Annotated in this window: 17 protein-coding genes; 9 read left to right on the top strand and 8 right to left on the bottom strand. The window is 60.3% G+C overall.

Annotated elements, in window-relative coordinates; genetic code table 11:
- Positions 1–374: 374 nt before the first annotated feature.
- A complete protein-coding gene (locus VGL38_12785; GenBank protein HEY3296295.1) occupies positions 375–1,583 on the bottom strand; it encodes a class I SAM-dependent rRNA methyltransferase in 1,209 nt (402 codons plus the stop codon).
- 126 nt (positions 1,584–1,709) lie between these two features.
- Here VGL38_12785 and VGL38_12780 point away from each other — a divergent pair, with 126 nt between their 5' ends.
- The 3 genes from VGL38_12780 to dusB all read left to right on the top strand — a co-directional run bounded on the left by VGL38_12780 (position 1,710) and on the right by dusB (position 4,429).
- Positions 1,710–2,411 carry a hypothetical protein gene (locus VGL38_12780; GenBank protein HEY3296294.1) on the top strand — a complete coding sequence of 234 codons (702 nt, stop codon included), beginning with the start codon at positions 1,710–1,712 and terminating at the stop codon, positions 2,409–2,411.
- A 12-nt stretch (positions 2,412–2,423) separates the two neighbouring features.
- Positions 2,424–3,251: a class I SAM-dependent methyltransferase gene (locus VGL38_12775; protein HEY3296293.1), complete on the top strand. Its 828-nt coding sequence runs from the start codon at positions 2,424–2,426 to the stop codon at positions 3,249–3,251.
- Positions 3,252–3,322: 71 nt separating this feature from the next.
- Entirely contained in the window at positions 3,323–4,429 is a 1,107-nt protein-coding gene (gene dusB / locus VGL38_12770; protein ID HEY3296292.1) for a tRNA dihydrouridine synthase DusB, read from the top strand.
- Here dusB and VGL38_12765 read toward each other — a convergent pair.
- A complete protein-coding gene (locus VGL38_12765) occupies positions 4,380–4,808 on the bottom strand; it encodes an arsenate reductase ArsC (GenBank protein ID HEY3296291.1) in 429 nt (142 codons plus the stop codon). The two genes, dusB and VGL38_12765, sit on opposite strands and share 50 nt — an antisense overlap.
- On the bottom strand, positions 4,805–6,310 hold the full coding sequence (locus VGL38_12760; protein HEY3296290.1) for a bifunctional UDP-sugar hydrolase/5'-nucleotidase: 1,506 nt from the start codon (positions 6,308–6,310) through the stop codon (positions 4,805–4,807). Before VGL38_12760 ends, VGL38_12765 begins: the two co-directional genes overlap by 4 nt.
- 99 nt (positions 6,311–6,409) lie before the next feature.
- Between VGL38_12760 and VGL38_12755 the strand changes: the two genes are divergently transcribed.
- The 6 genes from VGL38_12755 to VGL38_12730 are packed head-to-tail and all read left to right on the top strand — an operon-like array spanning position 6,410 to position 13,166.
- On the top strand, positions 6,410–7,552 hold the full coding sequence (locus VGL38_12755) for a glycosyltransferase family 4 protein (GenBank protein ID HEY3296289.1): 1,143 nt from the start codon (positions 6,410–6,412) through the stop codon (positions 7,550–7,552).
- Entirely contained in the window at positions 7,552–8,331 is a 780-nt protein-coding gene (locus VGL38_12750) for a glycosyltransferase family 2 protein (protein HEY3296288.1), read from the top strand. Before VGL38_12755 ends, VGL38_12750 begins: the two co-directional genes overlap by 1 nt.
- An 18-nt stretch (positions 8,332–8,349) precedes the next feature.
- On the top strand, positions 8,350–9,330 hold the full coding sequence (locus VGL38_12745) for a glycosyltransferase family 9 protein (protein ID HEY3296287.1): 981 nt from the start codon (positions 8,350–8,352) through the stop codon (positions 9,328–9,330).
- Positions 9,327–10,343: a glycosyltransferase family 9 protein gene (locus VGL38_12740; GenBank protein HEY3296286.1), complete on the top strand. Its 1,017-nt coding sequence runs from the start codon at positions 9,327–9,329 to the stop codon at positions 10,341–10,343. The genes VGL38_12745 and VGL38_12740 overlap by 4 nt, the downstream gene beginning before the upstream one ends.
- The gene (locus tag VGL38_12735; protein ID HEY3296285.1) at positions 10,340–11,212 is read left to right on the top strand and encodes a glycosyltransferase; all 873 of its coding nucleotides are present in this window, start codon (positions 10,340–10,342) and stop codon (positions 11,210–11,212) included. Before VGL38_12740 ends, VGL38_12735 begins: the two co-directional genes overlap by 4 nt.
- A gap of 49 nt (positions 11,213–11,261) precedes the next feature.
- Positions 11,262–13,166, top strand: a complete 1,905-nt coding sequence (locus VGL38_12730; GenBank protein HEY3296284.1) for an oligopeptide transporter, OPT family — start codon at positions 11,262–11,264, stop codon at positions 13,164–13,166.
- Between the two features lie 73 nt (positions 13,167–13,239).
- On the opposite strand, the gene VGL38_12725 is transcribed toward VGL38_12730, so the two are convergent.
- From VGL38_12725 to VGL38_12705, 5 genes are all read right to left on the bottom strand, one after another.
- Complete coding sequence (locus tag VGL38_12725) at positions 13,240–13,932, bottom strand: ABC transporter ATP-binding protein (protein ID HEY3296283.1); 693 nt, start codon at positions 13,930–13,932, stop codon at positions 13,240–13,242.
- Entirely contained in the window at positions 13,929–14,609 is a 681-nt protein-coding gene (locus tag VGL38_12720; protein HEY3296282.1) for an ABC transporter ATP-binding protein, read from the bottom strand. The genes VGL38_12725 and VGL38_12720 overlap by 4 nt, the downstream gene beginning before the upstream one ends.
- The gene (locus tag VGL38_12715; protein HEY3296281.1) at positions 14,602–15,813 is read right to left on the bottom strand and encodes a glycosyltransferase N-terminal domain-containing protein; all 1,212 of its coding nucleotides are present in this window, start codon (positions 15,811–15,813) and stop codon (positions 14,602–14,604) included. The genes VGL38_12720 and VGL38_12715 overlap by 8 nt, the downstream gene beginning before the upstream one ends.
- A 65-nt stretch (positions 15,814–15,878) precedes the next feature.
- Complete coding sequence (locus VGL38_12710; protein HEY3296280.1) at positions 15,879–16,940, bottom strand: glycosyltransferase family 9 protein; 1,062 nt, start codon at positions 16,938–16,940, stop codon at positions 15,879–15,881.
- A complete protein-coding gene (locus VGL38_12705; GenBank protein HEY3296279.1) occupies positions 16,924–17,955 on the bottom strand; it encodes an FAD:protein FMN transferase in 1,032 nt (343 codons plus the stop codon). Before VGL38_12705 ends, VGL38_12710 begins: the two co-directional genes overlap by 17 nt.
- Positions 17,956–17,978 lie beyond the last annotated feature (23 nt).

Below are 17,978 nucleotides of genomic sequence, written 5' to 3'. Positions count from 1 at the left end.
CCCGAGAGATCCTGCATCCCGCAGACGGGCTGCAGGATGACAAGTGAAAGGGTAACGGTCTGCAGGTCGAAGACTCCGGTGGAGTCCACGGACTCTAACGAGATGACAAGATAAGGCGGAGCCCTCAAATTGGTGCAGATCAATTGTCATTCCACTTTGGGTAAGGAAGTAAGCCGCCCCATTGCTCTCGTACTTGAAGGCAAACGCGCCGTCCCATTGGCCTTCATTTTGGACAAAGAAAGCCGTCTGCGGCAAGGGAGTGCCAGCGAAGACGGTGGAGACGAAGCAAAGGATGATCAGAATAAGGAGCGCGGCGAAGCGGGGCATGCTCACCTCGGGATGGATGGGATTTTCTGAAGGTACAAGAGACCGGCTTAAAAGTCAACAACCGCCACGGCAAATTTCAGATATTCGGTCTCCGGCATGGCGGCGAGGATCGGATGATCCGGGGCCTGTGCACCGTGCAGAATCAGCCGCAGCGGACGGCCTGCCTTGTCGGCGGCTTCACGCAGCGTCTCCCGCCACGGGCCGGGCTGCACCAATCCCGAACAACTGGCTGTGGCAATATAGCCGTTTGGCGCAACTCTGGCCAGTGCACGGGCATTCAGATCTTTGTAAGCCCGCAGCGCCGCCGGGACCTTGGTGCGGCTCTTGGCCAGCGCGGGTGGATCCAGCACCACCACATCGTAGGTCTCGGTGTGCTCCTTCAAAAACGGGAAGATGTCCGCCTTGACAAATTCCGCGCGCTCCAGCCAGCCGTTGCGCGACACTGCTTCTCGAGTAATTGCTAACGCCGACTCCGAAGCATCCACAAATGTCACCATGCCCGCTCCCGCCGCCAGTGCATACAACCCGAATCCACCCGTGTAACAGAACAGATCCAGCACCGTATGTTTGGGCTGAATAATTCCCGCCAGCAGTTTGCGGTTGAATCGCTGGTCGAAAAAGTAACCCGTCTTCTGCCCGTGCAGCGGATCGGCCAGCAGATGAATCCCGTCCTGCATGAACGATTTCCAACCCTCGAACTCGCCGTGCAGCAATTCGCGCTTCAACTCCAGCCCTTCTAATTCCCGCGCATGCGAATCATTGGCCGCAATAATCGCCGAAGGCGACAGCAGCGACACCAGCGATTGCACAATCTGCGGCAGCAGCCGGTCCATCCCGGCAGTGGTGGCCTGCAACACCAGCAGATCTCCGAAGCGGTCTACAATCAGTCCCGGCAGAAAATCCGCTTCGCTGTAAATGATGCGGCCATTCTCCGAAGCATCCGGCAGCGCGCGCCGCAGATCCAGCGCGGCACGGATCCGCGCGCGAATGAACGCCTCATCGATCTCCACCCGCTCCTTCGAGAGCAGCCGGACGGAAATCAGACTGTGCGGGTTGACCGTGCCGATTCCCACAAACCTCCCGCCGTGCTCAAAGACTTCGGCGATCTGGCCCGGCTCCATCTGCTGGAAGCCGTTTTCCAGTTCATTGGAGAAGATCCAAAGGTGTCCGGCATGCACGCGCTGGCCTGCTCCGCGCCGCAAAATCACGCGGGGTCGGCTACTGCCGCTGACGATGGATGGAAAGTTCTCAGGCAAAAGTGGTTGATCCTGTTGTTTATTTGATAGTTACAGCCAAGAGGCCCCCAGGGGGCTGGCTTGCTTTTAAGCTGTAAGCCAATTATATTCTAAAATTGAACCGAAAGTACCTTAACGCCCGTTCCGATGGACATCTTTCATACCATTATTTTGACCGCGCGCCCCGCCGCCGGCAAGAGCGAAGTCATCGACTTCCTCAAAAAACTCGATCCGCAAACCCGCCGCGAACAGTTCCATGTCGGGCAGATTGTGGAGATTGACGACTTTCCCTACATCTGGGAGAAGTTCGAAGAGGACAAGATCCTAACCGATGCCGGCAGGCCGCGGCTGTGGACCGATGACAAGCTGTACTTCAAGGATGAATGGGCCTGGGACTTCTTCCTGATGAAGATGAACATGGCCTTTGCCCGCCATCAGGCTGAAGGCGACAGCGGCAAGACCGTGCTGTTTGAGTTCGCCCGGGGAGGCAGCGATGCCATTGCCCACGCGCTGAGCGTCATCTCCCCCGAGGTGCTCAAGCGCGCGGGAATCCTCTACATTCAGGTCTCCTACGAGGAGTCCGTGCGCAAGAACCGCAGGCGGTTCAAGCCCGAACTGGCTCACTCCATCCTCTATCACTCTCTGCCCGATGAGAAGATGGAATTCTATTACAAAGAAAACGACTGGGGCAAACTGGCCACCGGACTTGACGGCCGCATCGCCGTGAACGGCGCCAACGTTCCCTATTCGGTGCTGGTCAATGAACCGGAAGTCACCGACAATGTCGCCAAATTAGGCCCGGCCCTGCGCGACGCGCTGAACCGGCTGTGGAAACTTTACCAACACTGAGCACAATCTTTCATGGCAAATAGAAAAACCTTCCGCCGCGTCGAAAAAACCTGGGACAACTTCTGGGCCGAGTTCTGGCGCATCCGGCTTGTCAAGGATGACGAAACCGTCATCTGGAAGAATCAACAAGTCGTCCACTTCTGCACCGAGATGCTCTCCATCAAACCGGGAATGCGTGTTCTCGATTTGGGCTGCGGCGCGGGATTTCAAGCCAACATGCTGGCCGAGATGGGCGTTCACGTTCACGGCGTGGATCTCTCCCCGCCGCTGATCAAGTTCGCCAATGCCGAAGCCAAAAAGCGCAAACTGCCCGCCACCTTTGCCGTCGGCGACATGCGCACCTTCGAGACCGACGAACCGTATGACCGCGTGCTCATTTTGGGCATGAGTTTCGGTTTCGGTACCGATGAAGAGAACGTGGCCACGCTACAGAATGTTTTCCGCGCCGTAAAGCCGGGCGGCAAGATTCTGATTACCGGCGAACATCCCTATTCGGCGTCATCCCAGGCCGGGCCGGAATGGATTGAAACCGATGAAGGTTTCCTCGTGCATCGCGGCGAGTTCGATCCCATCACGAGCCGCTTGGGCGGCATCTGGGAACTGGTCTGCCCCGATGGCACCATCATTACCGAAGGCGAAAACCCCGAATCGGACGGCATCCGCTGCTACTCAGTTCCGGAAATGCACGATCTGCTGGCCAGTACCGGTTTTGTGAATCCCGCTTTCTACGGCTCGTGGATGATGCCGCCGTCGGAACTGCAGTGGTTCTCCATGGAAATGATTACCACCGCCGACAAGCCGACCGCGGGCAAAGCCAAGTCACGGACACGCAAGGCATAATCAAGAATAAAGGGCTGAAGCGGGCACGGCATGTCGTGCCCCTACGACGGATGTTAATACCCTCGATACTTATGAATAGCGACCCGCGAACGCCGGACGTCCGCCTTGGCCCGTTGCATCTGACCTCGCGCGCCATTCTGGCTCCGCTGGCCGGCTACACCGACACGGCCATGCGCCGCGTTTGTCGCCGCTACGGCGCGGGCATGGTGTTCTCCGAGATGCTCTCCAGTGAAGGCACACGGCGCAACAACCCCAAGACCTTCAAGATGGCCGCCTTCCACGAGGAAGAGCGGCCCTACTTCGTGCAGCTCTTTGCCACCAATCCCGAACAGGCGGCGGATGCGGCGCGGATTCTCACACAGATTCAGCCCGACGGCTTCGATCTGAACTTCGGCTGCCCGGTGAAGAAGATTATTCTGAACCAGGGCGGCGCGGCGCTGCTGAAAGATATTCCACTGCTGGGGCGCATCGTCGAAGCCGCGGTCAAAGCCACCAATGTGCCCGTGTCGGTGAAGATCCGCTCCGGCTGGGACCGCCGTTCACTCAACGCCATTGAAGTCGCTAAGACGATTGCCGATGCCGGCGCGGCTTGGGTGACCATTCACGCGCGCACCCGCAGCGAATTCTATCAGGGCCGCGCGCACTGGGAATGGATCGGCGAAGTAAAAGCCGCGGTGAACATTCCGGTGGTGGGTAACGGTGATGTGCGCTCACCCGAAGACGTGGTGAGCCTGATCAATATGACCGGCTGCGATGCCGTGATGATTGGCCGCGCGGCGATGGGTTATCCGTTCATCTTCCGCGAGATCAACCATCTGTTGCAAACCGGCGAATCTCTCCCCCCGCCCACTCCGCAGGAACGCTTCGAAGCCGCCAGCCAGCAATTGCGCTGGATGGTCGAACAGTGGGGCGAACGGCGCGGCACGCTGGAATTCCGCAAGCACCTGCTCGCCTACGTGCGCGGCTTGCCGCGCAGCATTCAGTTCAAAGTGGAAGCCATGAAGCTCATGGAATCCGAGCCGGTAATTGACGCCATGCGCGCCTACGTCGCCACGCTGCCGGACATTCCCTTTGAACGTCCCATGCCGCTCGGCGAAGACCTGCCTCCGGCCTGGCGGCCGTCGCAGATCAATGCAGGTCAAGCTCCCGAATCACCAGCGGAACCAACTCCGCTTTAATCCGGTCCCGCAGATCGCTGAATACCTGATATTCATCTGCGTTCATCGCCAGCCGGATCGGATCCGGATAGCCGCGATGCACACGCTTGACGGCATTAGGGAAGATCGGACAGACTTCGTTGGCATGGTCACAGACCGTGATCACCAGGTCCATCCGCTCATGTAAGAACTGGTCTACGCTCTTTGAGTATTGGCCGCTGGCGTCAATGCCCACGTCGCGCAGCACGTCGATCACCAGCGGATAAATACGGCCCGGACTGACGCCGGCCGACGCAACGTCGATGCGGTCGCCTAATTCGTGGCGCAGCACCGCTTCGGCGAGTTGACTGCGCATGGAATTGCCGGTGCAGATCACCAGCACCTTCGGTTTGTTGTTCAACGGATTTCCTCGATGCGCGGCGCAGGATCCGCATGGATCGGCCCGCTGCTCTTCTTGATTTCATCTCCGATAACGTCACTGATCAGATCCCCGATGGTCTGCAGCTTCCGGGGCTTGAAGGTAAAGTACTCGTCCCACTGCGAGACGGCCACGTAGTCAATCGTGACGACGTGATAGGTGCGGTTCGGATCCACGGTTTTGCCACCTATAGTTACGCCTGCAAGGTCCACCTTGTCGCCGGTCTTTTTGTAGCGGATCTTCATTCCCGAAATCTCCAGCGCGCCGTGTTTGTGCAGCCCTTGCGCCCGCGCCTGCTCCAGTGCAGTTTTCAAAAGTTCGCTGCCCGTAGCGTCGAAGGTGGCGATGCTATTGACAAACGGCAGCAACTCCACAATCTGCAGCATGGTCACGGGACCCGCGTTGATGTCGGTACGAATCCCTCCCGCATTGACAAAGGCCACGTCCGCCTTGTACCGCTCGCGCAAACGGTCACAGATCCAGTTACCGGCATTGCTGCCCGTGTAGTAACTTTTCTTCCACGGTTCGGCAATTTCCCCGATCTTCTGCCCATACTGCTTTTGAATTGCGGCGCTCAAACTGTCGGCCAGTGTGGATACAGGCGTAACCGCAGGTGTGGCGGAAACCGTGAGCGCTATCAGGCTGTCGCGATAACTTACGATGCTATCCGCATCCACCCACAGATCCAGCATCCCCAGATCTTTGAGATAGGATCCCGCCTGCACGATCAGCGTCCCGTTGATGCGCTTGCCGTGTTCCAGCCGCGTGTGGCTGTGACCGCCGACGATGACCTGCGCGCCGCGCGTGTGCATGGCCAGGATGCTGTCCTCTTCGACGCCTTCATGCGTCAGCAGGACAATCAGATCCGTCGCCGGTGCCAGTTCGTCAATCTGCTTCTGCGCTGTAGTGAACACGTCTTCTACCCGGAACGGCTCCACGGCGGTGTGAGCGGCCACCCCGGACAGATTGTCCAGAATCAGACCGATGATTCCCACGCGCAGCCCGTTGATTTCAAACACATGAGATGATGCAGTCAGTGGTTTGCCACTGCTCTTCTCGCGGAGATTTGCGCAAACTACCGGGTACTTGGCCGCGGCAACATACTGGCGCAGATGGTCCGATCCCAGATCGAACTCGTGGTTGCCGAGACACTCGGCAGCGACTCCGCAGCGCCTGAGCATTTCCTGCAACGCACCGCCTTTCACGCCGCTGTACTCAATGTTGCACACGGGGTTGCCCGTCATCACATCTCCCGCATCCAGATACATAGAATTCGGATGCTGTGCGCGCAGTTGCTGCAACTGCTCGAACAGCGCACCCATGCCGCCCGTTAATGCATGATCCTTGCGCCAGCTCGCAGGCTCGGGCATGAAATGTCCGTGAATGTCATTCGTATGGAAGATCACGACTTCGCGTGGCGCCGCGCTGCATAACGCGCTTCCAGCCACAAGGATCGCCCACGCGATCATCAAATTCCGCATCATCCCTCCTTCATTTACTGTGAATAATATACATCTTTCCTCCGGCGGATGCAACACCTTGCGGCTCTTGAACCGCCCGCGCTACCTGCATGAGGTCCGGTTCTGAGAGTCGTCATCACCGCCTATGTCCGCTTCGGAAACGCACTGGCCTGGCACGCCCTTGAAGTCGCCCGCGGCCTGCATGCGGCGGGGCATTCCGTGCTGCTCTGCTGCAAAAAGGACTCGTTTCTGGCCCGCTGGTCGGAAGGCGCGCCCTTTCCCGTCAACTCCGAATTGGAGCTTGACCGCACCGGCGCGGGTGGGCTGTTGCCCGGTTACAAGGCGCTGCGGCAGATCGTTCACGATTTCCGGCCTGATGTTCTGAACCCGCACTGCCCGCCCGGGCACTCCTTCCTTGCGCTGCTGCGTTCTCTGGGCAGATTGAGAGTGCCCTTGATCCGCACCGTTGCCGACCCGCGCCCGCCTTCTAACAATCCGGCAAACTGGCTTTTACACCGCCGATTCACCGATGGTCTGATCTTTACGACCGCATCTTCCCAGCGCCGCTATGAACCCTTCGTGGATTTGCGGCGGTTAAATCATCAGGTCATTCTGCCCGGATTTCGGGCCGATGACTTCGTGGACGGTGTCCGCGCCGGCGGTTATCGCAAGCGCTACGGCCTGAAACCCGAGCAGCTCCTGATCGGCATCATTGCGCGCATGTCGCCCGAAAAAGGGCAGGAGGTGCTGCTGGAAGCGCTCGCGCTGTTGAGCGCCGAGGAGCGTAGCCGGATCGTCTGTGTTCTGGCAGGAGAAGATACCCGTGACCGGAATCATGAGGACTTGAAAACGATTGCCAAACTCTTCGGCGTGGAACGGCAAATCCGCTTCCTTGGGCGGCTCGACGACGTGCGGCCCCTCATGTCGGAACTGGACGTGGGCGTGGTAACCTCCGTGCGCAGTGAAGCCATCTGCCGTGTGGCGCTGGAGTATATGAGCTTCGGCATTCCCGTAATTTCCAGTGACGTGAATATTCTTCCGGAAGTGGTGCTGAATGGCCGCAACGGTTTGACCTTTCCCAATCGCAACGCCCACGCTCTCGCCGAAGGCCTGCGAACCATGCTGCGGCACGCCGATGAGCCCAACCGTCTCGGATCCGCAGGACGCGATATGGTCCATTCCGCCTTCAGTCTTGGCCACGAAATCGAGCAGACCGTCGCGTTCTATGAACAGGCACGTCTGCGTACGTCACGAGGTCATGCCTGATGCCCATGCTGCCCATTTCGCTGGTCGTGATTACCTTCAATGAGGAAGCAAATATCGAGCGCTGCCTGCGGTCGGCGCAATGTTGCGCGGAACGGATTGTGGTGGATTCGGGATCGACAGATCGCACTCTCGACATCTCCCGTTCCTTTGGCGCGACAATCCTGCACCGTGCCTGGACCGGCTATGGCGACCAGAAAAATTACGGCACGCAGCAGGCCTCGCAGCCGTGGGTGCTGTGCATTGATGCCGATGAAGAAATTTCCGATGCCATGCGCGAGCGCCTGATCGAGACCTTTGCCGAAGATCCTTCCTGCGATGCCTTCGAAATCAACCGCCGCAATTTCTACGCGGGAAAAGCCATTGCCCACAGCGGCTGGTACCCGCAATGGAAACTGTTTCTGTACCGCAAAGGCAAGGTCGAATGGGACGACGCCGAACCCCATCCCTTGCCCGTGCTACGCCATGGCCGCAAGCGCAGACTGCACGATGGCGATCTCTATCACTACACCTATTCGGGTGTCCGCCAGCATATCCAGAAGAACTTCGCGTTCGCCGTCGGCTCCGCCGCCGCCATGCACCGCAAAGGACGCACGGCGACAACCTTCGACCTGGTCTTTCGCGGCCCTTGGGCGTTTTTCCGCGCGTATGTCATGCAGCGCGGATTCTTAGATGGATTTTACGGACTGGTGATCGCCACGGTCGCCGGCTGGTATACCTTCACCAAGTATGCCTTGCTGCGCGAATTGACCATGACGCAGGCCACACACCATGACCACTAACGTCCCCTCCCTCCGACGATGCGCATTGTAGCCTTTCTCTTTCGACGCATCGGTGACAGTCTGCTCGCCACGCCGGCCTTGCGGGCCATTAAGGACCGCTATCCGGACAGCGAGCTCTCCGTCGTGTGCGAACCACAGGTGGCGCGGGTGTTTGCCCACAATCCTCACATCGACAACGTAGTAACGATCAAACGCGGCCCATCGGCCCTCTCGCTGGCGGGAGCCGCGCGGCGTCACGGCAAGGCGGACTTCCTGCTGGATTTTCTCTCCGATCCGCGCAGCGCCCTCGCCACTCGTTTGAGCGGCGCCAAACAGCGGGTGGGATTTGTGCGGCGTGGCATGAACTGGGTCTACACCCGCACGGTGCCTCGTCAGGAGGCGCAACATCCGATGTACAGTGCGCAGCACAAACTCGGGCTGGTGACGGCGCTCGGAGTTCGCGCTGCGGATACGGCTACGGAGTTTTATCTGACAAAGGATGATCGCGAATATGCGGCCACGGCATGGGCCGAGCGCGGATGGTCGGCGGAGACTCGTGTCGCCGCCTTCTTCGTGCATAGCCGCCGCGACCACAAACGCTGGCCCCTCGATTGTTTCCGCGAAGTGTTGCAGCGGATGCACGAGGACCGGTTGGCAACACCACTGGTGCTGATTACGCCGGGTGACGAGAGCGCGGTGGCCGAATTGCGCGCGCGCGGCGATCTGTCCGAAAAGCATATGCTGCCCGTGCGGGATTTGGGCCATCTGGGCGGCGTGCTGGAGCGTTGCGCGGTGCTGGTCGGCAATGACGGCGGTCCGAAGCACATCGCCGTGGCGCTCGGGGTCTCGACCGTTACGATTTTCGGCCCCGACTCTCCCGTTTACTGGACACCCGCCGACACCGCCATTCACGCCACTATCGGCGCGGAAGCGCGGAGCGTCCGGGCGTCCGTGGCCGACGTGCAGCCTCACGCGGTATACGATGCGGTGCGCGCCATGCTCGAAAGGGACAGGCCGTGACCGGCGCGCCTACCTCCATTCTCTGCTTCCGAAACGGGTCCATCGGCAACACTCTCGTCGCCGTGCCCGCCTTACGCGCGCTGCGCAAGAGTTTTCCGTCGGCATCGCTGGCCGTGGTGGTAGATCCGGTGGGCTATCAATTGCTCGAGCATTGCCCGTGGATCAACCGCCTGATCGTCTATGAAAAACACGGCGCTCATCGCGGCGTTCGGGCACACGCGCAGCTTATTCGGGAACTGCGGGCGCTCCACCCATCCCATGCCGTGCTCTTCAAGCGATTCTTTCGCAATGGACTGCTGGCGCGGCTCTCCGGTGCTGCCGTTCGCGCCGGATTCAAGACGAACGAGCGCGCCCCGTTTCTTAATCTCACCGTGCCCTATGATGAATCGGTGCCGGTTGTCGACTTGAATCTGCGCCTCAGCGAGCGCCTTGGCGCAACTCCCGATGGCCGCGACCTTGAACTGTTTCTCGCACCGGAAGATCGCGACGCGGCGGCGGATCTGCTCCACGCGTTGCGGTTTGCGGACAAGACATTTGTTATCGCGCACTATGGCGGCCTCACCACGCCGCCGGATTTCATGCCCTTGCGCCGCTTCCTGCACGTTCTCCGCCAGATTGCCGGCAAGACTGGACGGGTGCTACTGATCGGACATGGTGCCGCGGAGCAGGCATGGGCCGACGAGATTTCCGCACAGTTTCCCAATGCGCGGCCCATGTGCGGTCTGCCGCTTCGCACCACCGCCGCGCTGATCGAGCGCAGCCGCCTTTTCATCGGCTTCAACTCCGGTCCCGCGCACATCGCCGCCGCGGTGCGGGTCCCCGAAATCATCTTCTTCCGTCCCGACGCGCGCGTGGCCGCCGAGGTCCGCAAATGGTGCCCGCCTTCCCCACTCGCACACCCGCTTGTTCCCCCCGCTTCCCCCGACGATGACAAAGCATGGGCTGCATTGATCGCCACCGTCAGCAAGATCGCCGGCCCGCCCGTGCCTGTTGCCATCCAGAGGCGGACGTGAGCATCTCCGGCGATTTCTCTCTTGGCGTAGCCATACCCGCGTATAAGGATTGCGATAAACTTCGCCGCTGCCTTGGCTCCATCGCGGAGCATGCTCCCGCCCTGCTCCCTCGGACCGTAGTCGTGGATGACAGCGGTGACGGCAGTGTCGCCAACACGTTGCGGGCGAGCTTTCCCGACATTCAGTGGGTCCTGCACGAGCAGAATCAAGGGTTCGGTCCCTCCGCTTCCGAGTCTGTCCTCTCCTGCCAGGCCGACATCGTGGTGCTGCTCAATGATGACGTGCTGCTGCTGTCCGATCCTGCGCCGCAGTTGCAGCAGCTTTTCCGTGATCCCGCGTTGTTTGCCGTCACCTTTCGGTCTCAGCGCGAGGACGGCGCGTTTCGCGAAGGCGCCAAGCGGCTGGTGTGGCCTATGGGATTCCCACGCATTCTCCACGGTGAGCGCGACCAGTTGCCGCCGGTGAATGGCCTCCATCCTTCCGCCTATGCGGTTGGCGGACATGCCGCATACCGCAAGGAATTCTTTGCCGCCCTCGACGGTTTCGATCCGCTCTTCGAGCCGTTCTATTGGGAAGACGTGGATATCTGTGCGCGCGCCCTGCGTCGCGGTTGGGCGTCCGCATACTGTCCCGAGTGCCGCGTGATGCACGGTGAAGACGGAGCAATCCGCACCCGGCATTCCGCTGCGCTCATTCGAGAACTGACGATGCGCAACCGCCTGCTCTTTGCCTGGCGCCACCTGCCCGCGCATCTGAAACCGCTTCACACGCTGTCGCTGCTGTATCACCTCACCGCGTCCGTCCTCCTGTCCGGCCCGGCTTTTCTGCGCGCCTTCCTTTCCGCGCGGCGAAGATGGCGCTCGGCTTAAGCCTCCCGCACATTCGTTTAGGTCGCTTCATCTGTTGAAGGAGCATACCTTGGCAAAGATTGAATCCGCCGCGCCTCCCGCCCACAAGCCGTACGTTTCGTCTCAAGAGAACGTTACCGAAGGTACTGTTCGCGCCGTCGTGCTGGGAGTCATTCTCAGCGTCGTGTTCACCGCGGCCAATGCGTACCTTGGCCTGTATGTTGGTATGACCGTCAGCGCCTCGATTCCCGCCGCTGTCATCTCGATGGCCATCCTGCGCAAGCTGATGAAAACGGGCAGTATTCTCGAGAACAATCTGGTGCAGACCATTGCCTCGGCGGGAGTATCCCTCGCCTCGGGCATCATCTTCACTATCCCCGCGTTCTTCATCTGGCACGAGACACGCGGCGACATCGCCATTCCCAGCATCGCGAAGATCAGCTTCATCTCCATTATGGGCGGTGCGCTGGGAATTCTGATGATGATTCCGCTGCGCCGTCTGCTCATCCGCGATGAGCACCACACTCTCCCCTATCCCGAAGGTACCGCCTGCGCCGAAGTGTTGATTGCCGGAGAGCGCGGTGGCGACATGGCGAAGAAGGTCATTTTCGGCGTGGGAGCGGGCGCGATCTACAAAATCGGCACGCAGATCGCGCTGTGGAAGGAGAGCCTGACGCTTGAACTTCCTGCCCCCTCCAAAGGATTTCTTGGACTCGATGCCATTCCCGCGCTGCTCGGCGTCGGTTACATTCTCGGCCCCCGCATTTCGGCGGTCATGCTTGCCGGCGGCGCGCTGGGAACGGCAGTGCTGGTGCCGATGATTGCCTTCTTCGGATCGGGAAATGCCAATCCGATCTTCCCCTCCCTCGACCAGACCGTGTCCGCCATGAGCGGCGAGGCCATCCGTTCCACCTATGTTCGCTACATCGGCGCCGGTGCGGTCACCATGGGCGGCATTCTTAGTCTGCTGAAGGCGTTGCCCGCGTTGCTGCGTTCGCTGGCCTCGGCGGCATCCCGCATCAGAGCGTCTGTCAAAGCGGAGCCTGTGCGCACCGATCACGATCTTCCCGGCTGGGTGGTGCTGGCAGGATCTCTGGCGATTGGCCTGTTGAGCTGGACACTCGCGCCGGATAATCCTGCCGTGATCTTCATGGTGATGGTATTCGGCTTTGTGTTCGTAACCGTCACCTCGCGGATCGTCGGCCTGGTGGGATCATCGTCCAGTCCGGTTTCCGGAATGACCATCGCCACACTGCTCGGCACCACCGTGTTGTTTGTGGGCATGGGCTATGTGGGCACCGCAGGCATGGTAGCCGCACTGGTGGTGGGCACCATAGTCTGCGTAGCGGTCTGCACCGCGGGCGACATTTCGCAGGATTTGAAAACCGGTTTCCTGCTCGGGGCTACACCTTGGAAACAGCAGCTTGGAATGTTTGTCGGAATCGTCGCGGGAACATCGGTGATCGGCGGCATCGTCTATCTGCTGGGCAATACGTTCGGTTTCGTCACCAACGCGGCGCACCCCAACGCCTTGCAAGCTCCGCAGGCGAATTTGATGGCGATGATCATTGACGGCGTGATGCATGGCAAGCTGCCCTGGGATTTGATCTTCCTCGGCGCCTTCCTCGCGCTGATCGTGGAGCTGTTCGGCGTCTCGTCGCTGGCCTTCGCCGTGGGGCTCTACCTCCCCGTTGGTTTGGCGGTGGGCGTAATGGTTGGCGGCCTGGTGCGCTGGGCAAGAGCGGGTATCAACGCCGAAGAGAGCGGTGAAGATCCGGGCGTGCTCTTCAGTTCGGGTCTCATTGCCGGCGAAGCATTAATCGGAATTGGTTTTGCCATTCTGGCCAGTCTGAAGATCAGCTATGATATTGCAGCGGGCACCTTCACGGGAGTATCCGAGGTGCTGGTGACGTTGCTCGTCTTTGCCGCCCTGATCTACACTCTCTGGGCTGCCTCCAAGCCCAAACCGGTGTAGCGATTCCCCGCAGTTCAAAACGCAGAAGCCCGAAGACGCAATCTTCGGGCTTTCTCATTTCACGCCTTCTATTCTATTCCGCCAGAGCGTATGCTTCCAGCAAAGTGTGATCCGCAAGCAAGTGTGTCGTGCCGCCGTTCCACGCCAGCCGTCCCTCCTCCAGCACCCAGGCATGGCCGCCCAGTTCGCGCATCACGTCCAGATCATGCGTAATCACAATCAGTGTCCGCTCCGGGTTGATCCAACTCTTCACCGCATCCAGCATGCGCCGCTGAAAACTCCAGTCCAGACCAATGGTCGGCTCATCGAGCACCAGTACCTGTGGATTCCGCGCCAGTTGCATCGCCGTGGCCCACAACCGCCCGTACCCTGCCGACAAATGAAACGGATGCTTCGGCGCGAAGTCTTCCACGGAGAGCCCAAACCGCTCGAACCACGTCATATCCAAGGCCCCGTGACCATTCGATAATTGCTCCAGCTCCGCGGCAAGAGTATCTTCAAAGAAAATCGTTTCCGCAGATTGAAACACGTGCGCGGCGCGCGTCCGGCAGTGGAGCATGTCCTCGCCATCCAGCAAGATTCTCCCCACATCCGCCGTCATCAAACCCGACAGCAGATAGCCAAGCGTAGACTTGCCCGAGCCCGAAGGCCCGCACAGCAGGTGCGGAACTCCCGCCGCAAAGTCCGCCTGAATCGATTCCAGCGCGGTCTTCCTTCCTCCGCGAAAAGTCCAAGTGTAGGAAACATTTTCTACAAGCAGGCTCATCGTGGAACACACTCCGCATCGGCCACGCTGTGCAACTCTTCTCGCGAGCACTCGCGCAGCATCCCCGTGCGCAGCAGGCAATGCCTGTCAGCGGCCGGCATGCGTTTGGGACTTGGCGTCATCCACAAGATCCCGCACTCCGCTCGCACTTCATCCACCGCACTCATCAACTCGCGGCGCGACGGAGCATCCAAAAAGGAGTCCGGCTCATCCAGCAGCAAAAATCGCGGCTTGGCCGCCATAATCGCTGCCAGCGCCACGCGCTGTTTCTGGCCGCCGGACAGAGCCTGCGGCGGATGATGGCGCAGCGACGTTATCTGAAACCGGCTCAGTAAAGCTTCAACTGTCTCCCGGATCTGCGCAGGCGGTGTGCCACGCAATTCCAAACCCAGTGCAATCTCTTCCTCGACATTGCCCGCCAGCATCTGGTGATCGGGATTCTGAAAGAGCATGCCCGTCTGCTGACGCGGCAGTGCATTCTCCATTCCCCGCACGACGACGTGCCCGCCGGCAGGAGTCAAAAGCCCCGACATAAGCCGGAGCAGCGTGGTTTTTCCCGATCCATTTCCGCCAAGACAGACGGTCAACTCACCCTGCCGCAGCGTCAGGCTGATGTCGCGCAGCAGAGGAGCGCCGTCATAGCCGAATGTGACCTGTTCGGCAGCCAGTTCAGCCATGCAGCGCCTCGTTCAACCGCGCCGCAATGCGGTCTGTCGCACCGGTGTGCTCTTTGACAAACACCTGCACCCGCTCCCGCAGCGACGCCAGCACATCCTTATTGAACCATTCCAGAAGCTGCGTCTCAAGCGGCTTCCGCCCCGCCACCACCGAGAGAATTCCCTTCTCCTTCGCTATACCCGCCTCATTGGAGACGACGATATTCGGCCCGCAGATCACCGGCAGCCCGTTCGCCATGGGTTCGAGCACACTATGCACTCCCTTGCCGAACCCTCCCCCCACATAGGCAACCTGTCCCACGCGATAGAGGTCCGCCAGAATCCCTGTGCGATTGATCAGAATCACCCGCGTGTCCTTCGGAACCGCTCCCGCTTCCAGATCATGCACCTTCAACTTGTGCTGCCCGCACATATCCAGAATTCTGCGGCGCGCTTTGGGCGATGGATCGTGCGGCACGATGACCGTCAGCAGTCCCGGCAAAGCGGCCGCAAGTTTCGTCAGCACAGGCAGCAGCAACTGCTCATCGTCGGGATGGCTGCTCCCGGCCACAATCACCGGCTTTCCCGCGCAGGCCTGCTCGATTCCCGCAGGCAACTCCGCCCTGCGCTGTGCCCGCGCCAGCACCCGGTCAAAACGTGAATCGCCCATCGCCCGCACCGGAACCTGCTTACCCACAAAGCGGTGTGCCTGAAGCGCGTCCTTCTCGGAGACGGTCATAATCTCGGTGAACGCCGTGTAAATGCTGGCGTGAAACTGCCGCACCACCGGCCACAGCCGCAGCGAGTCCGCGTGAAAATTTCCATTGATCAGAAACACGGGAATCCCGCGGTCGTGGGCCTGCCACACCAGATTCGGCCAGATGTCGTGCTTGGTAATCGCAATCACGGAAGGCCGCAGCGCATCGAGATACTGCTTCACTCGCGTCTGAGAATCAATCGGGCTATAGTCGCTGAAATCGAATTCGTCCGATTTCTTCAGCGCCGAACGTGCCGAAGGCGAAAAATAGCTCACCGCCAAGGCGACGCCGTTCTTATCGAAACGGTGCGCCAGCGGCTTCAATGCTTCCAGTTCCCCCGCCGACGCGCAGTGAAAAAGCAGCACCGGTTTGTCGCCGATCCGTTTGCGGAATGCCGCCACGCGTCCGGTCAGTCCTACTCGCTCCGCAAGGCCCGTACGGATCTTGCTCGCGAACGGGGAAAACACACGAGATCCTCCCCAGATGGCCGGGAGGATCAGGTTATTGTAAGACTGGCGATAAAAGGAAGAACTCACGGCAGCGATGGTCTTTCAGGCGGCAGCAGACGGTGAACAGCCTCACGTACGGCGGCGGGAGCCGTTTCCAGCATGCAGCGGAAATGGCCCTCTGGACAGCGGGCGCTGCCCATCGCCGTGCAGGGACGGCAATAGAGGGAATGTGCGAGTACAATGTGCTTCGAGCGAAACGGATAGAATCCGAATTCCTCGACCGTCGGCCCGAAAATCGCCACCACCGGAGCGCCGACTCCTCCGGCCAGGTGCATTAATCCCGAATCGTTGCTGACCACCGTCGCTGCCAGCGACAGAATCGCCGCCGCTTCGGGAATCGAGCGATCCGTTACAGGAACAGAACCGGGAATCTGCGACGAAATTTCGCGGACCAGCTCGGCTTCCGACGATGCGCCCATCACCAGCACCGCATAACCCGCAAGATCCAGATCTCCGCCCAGCGTCACCCAGCGGTCCGCCGGCCAGCGCTTGGTGGTATGCCGCGCACCGGGACAGAGCACAATCAATGGCTTGGACAGGTCGCAACGCGCAGCCAGGAAATCTCGCGCCCATTCCTTCATGGTTGCGGTAACCTGCAGGTTCAAGCCTTCGCCGTCATCTTCCACTCCCACCAGGTCCAGCGCATCCAGATAGCGCAGCGGCACCGGTCGCAGAGCCTTGTAGAAAGAGCGCTTGAATTTGATCAGCAGCCAGCGGCGAACCCGGTAGCGCCGCGCCTTCACCCACACCGTAGGAAAGGTTGTCGCCCGCAGAAACGCGCTGCGCGAACTGTTCTGCAGATCCACAAACAGGTGATACCGTCCTGCCAGTGCCGAGCGCAGTTTCAGCAAACCCGCAATCCCTGTGCGGCGGTCAAAAGTCAGAACACGGTCCGGACCGGGAATCAACCGCGCGGCAGCTTCAAACTCGGATGCCACCAATAAGTCAATCTGGCTGTGCGGAAAGCGCGCATGCAACGCGCGCAGCGCCGGAGCCGTCAGCAGGATGTCTCCCAGAGAGGAAAAGCGAACCACCAGAATCCGCTCATCCGCCGAGTCCTCTACGCCGTCACTTGGATTCTTCAAAATGATCGGCCAGAGAACCGTTCATTGCCACTTGCGTCTTGCCGCCCTGATCACGGATGATCACGCTGCCGCCCACTGCCGCCTTGCCGTCCTTGTCGAAACCATCGATGCCGCCTGTGACGTTGACCGCATACGCCAGCGCCTGCGCCGTGGCCGCATCGGGGGCTTGCACAATCGCTCCCACGCAGGGGCTCGCCGACGTTCCCGTCCGCGGATCCAACAGCGCACTGTAGGCCTTGCCGCCGGACTCGAAGCGTCCCAGACTCGCCGGGGCGTAGGCCGTGCCGCCCACCGGCACCCACACGGTAGCCCACGGCTGACCGGGCTTCGTCGGATTGGCCAGCTTCATTTCGAACCCGCGCTTGTCAGGCGGATCGCCCATCGTACGGCAAACTCGCGGCGAACAGATGCTGGCCGTGCGAATCCCCTTCTCCGCCAGTTTGTTCGCCACCACGTCGAAGATGTGACCGACTGCAATCTCGCGCACGTCAAAGCGCATGCCCTTCTTCGCCAGCAGAATCGAATTCCCGGCGATAAACATCCCGCCTTCGGACACCAGCAGTTTCATCGAATCCAGCTCGGCGCCGCTGGGCACGCGCGGGCTTTTGTCGAAGCCCCATAAGTCAAGCAGCGGACCGTAGCGGATATCGAACACCTTGCCGGTCTGGTCGTACAGGCGCAGTGCCTTCATCAGCATTTCGAACACGGGAGCGTCCACCGGAATCGACTGGCTGCCCGCGCCTTTCGAAATCCCCAGCACCTGATTCTCCGCGCCGGGATCGAGGGTCTTCTTCTGCCAATCGGCCATCAGGGCAAACATCTCATCGAAGGTCGGCTTCAGGTCGCTCTGCTTCATGCCCGCGTCGTACACGGTGACGGTCACACTTGTGCCCATCACGTTGCGCGTTTCCGACGGATACCCTTTCGTCTTCCCGCAGCCGCCAAGCATCAGGACGCCCGACAGGAGTACCGCCAGACAAATTGCTCCGTAAACCCGCTTGCGCGTCATACCCATTACCTCATCCTGTTATGTCTGCC

It is taken from the genome of bacterium, assembly GCA_036504735.1.
Classification (GTDB): domain Bacteria; phylum Electryoneota; class RPQS01; order RPQS01; family RPQS01; genus DASXUQ01.
Note: the sequence above shows the minus strand (reverse complement) of the source record. Positions and strands in the feature narration are given on the sequence as shown.

What these genes read in the sequence shown, in the direction of transcription:
- VGL38_12780 (HEY3296294.1), top strand. Translation starts at nt 1,710, where the DNA reads ATGGACATCTTTCATACCATTATTTTGACCGCGCGCCCCGCCGCCGGC.
- VGL38_12775 (HEY3296293.1), top strand. Translation starts at nt 2,424, where the DNA reads ATGGCAAATAGAAAAACCTTCCGCCGCGTCGAAAAAACCTGGGACAAC.
- VGL38_12725 (HEY3296283.1), bottom strand. Translation starts at nt 13,932, where the DNA reads ATGAGCCTGCTTGTAGAAAATGTTTCCTACACTTGGACTTTTCGCGGA.
- VGL38_12705 (HEY3296279.1), bottom strand. Translation starts at nt 17,955, where the DNA reads ATGGGTATGACGCGCAAGCGGGTTTACGGAGCAATTTGTCTGGCGGTA.
- VGL38_12750 (HEY3296288.1), top strand. Translation starts at nt 7,552, where the DNA reads ATGCCCATGCTGCCCATTTCGCTGGTCGTGATTACCTTCAATGAGGAA.
- VGL38_12760 (HEY3296290.1), bottom strand. Translation starts at nt 6,310, where the DNA reads ATGATGCGGAATTTGATGATCGCGTGGGCGATCCTTGTGGCTGGAAGC.
- VGL38_12720 (HEY3296282.1), bottom strand. Translation starts at nt 14,609, where the DNA reads ATGGCTGAACTGGCTGCCGAACAGGTCACATTCGGCTATGACGGCGCT.
- VGL38_12745 (HEY3296287.1), top strand. Translation starts at nt 8,350, where the DNA reads ATGCGCATTGTAGCCTTTCTCTTTCGACGCATCGGTGACAGTCTGCTC.
- dusB (HEY3296292.1), top strand. Translation starts at nt 3,323, where the DNA reads ATGAATAGCGACCCGCGAACGCCGGACGTCCGCCTTGGCCCGTTGCAT.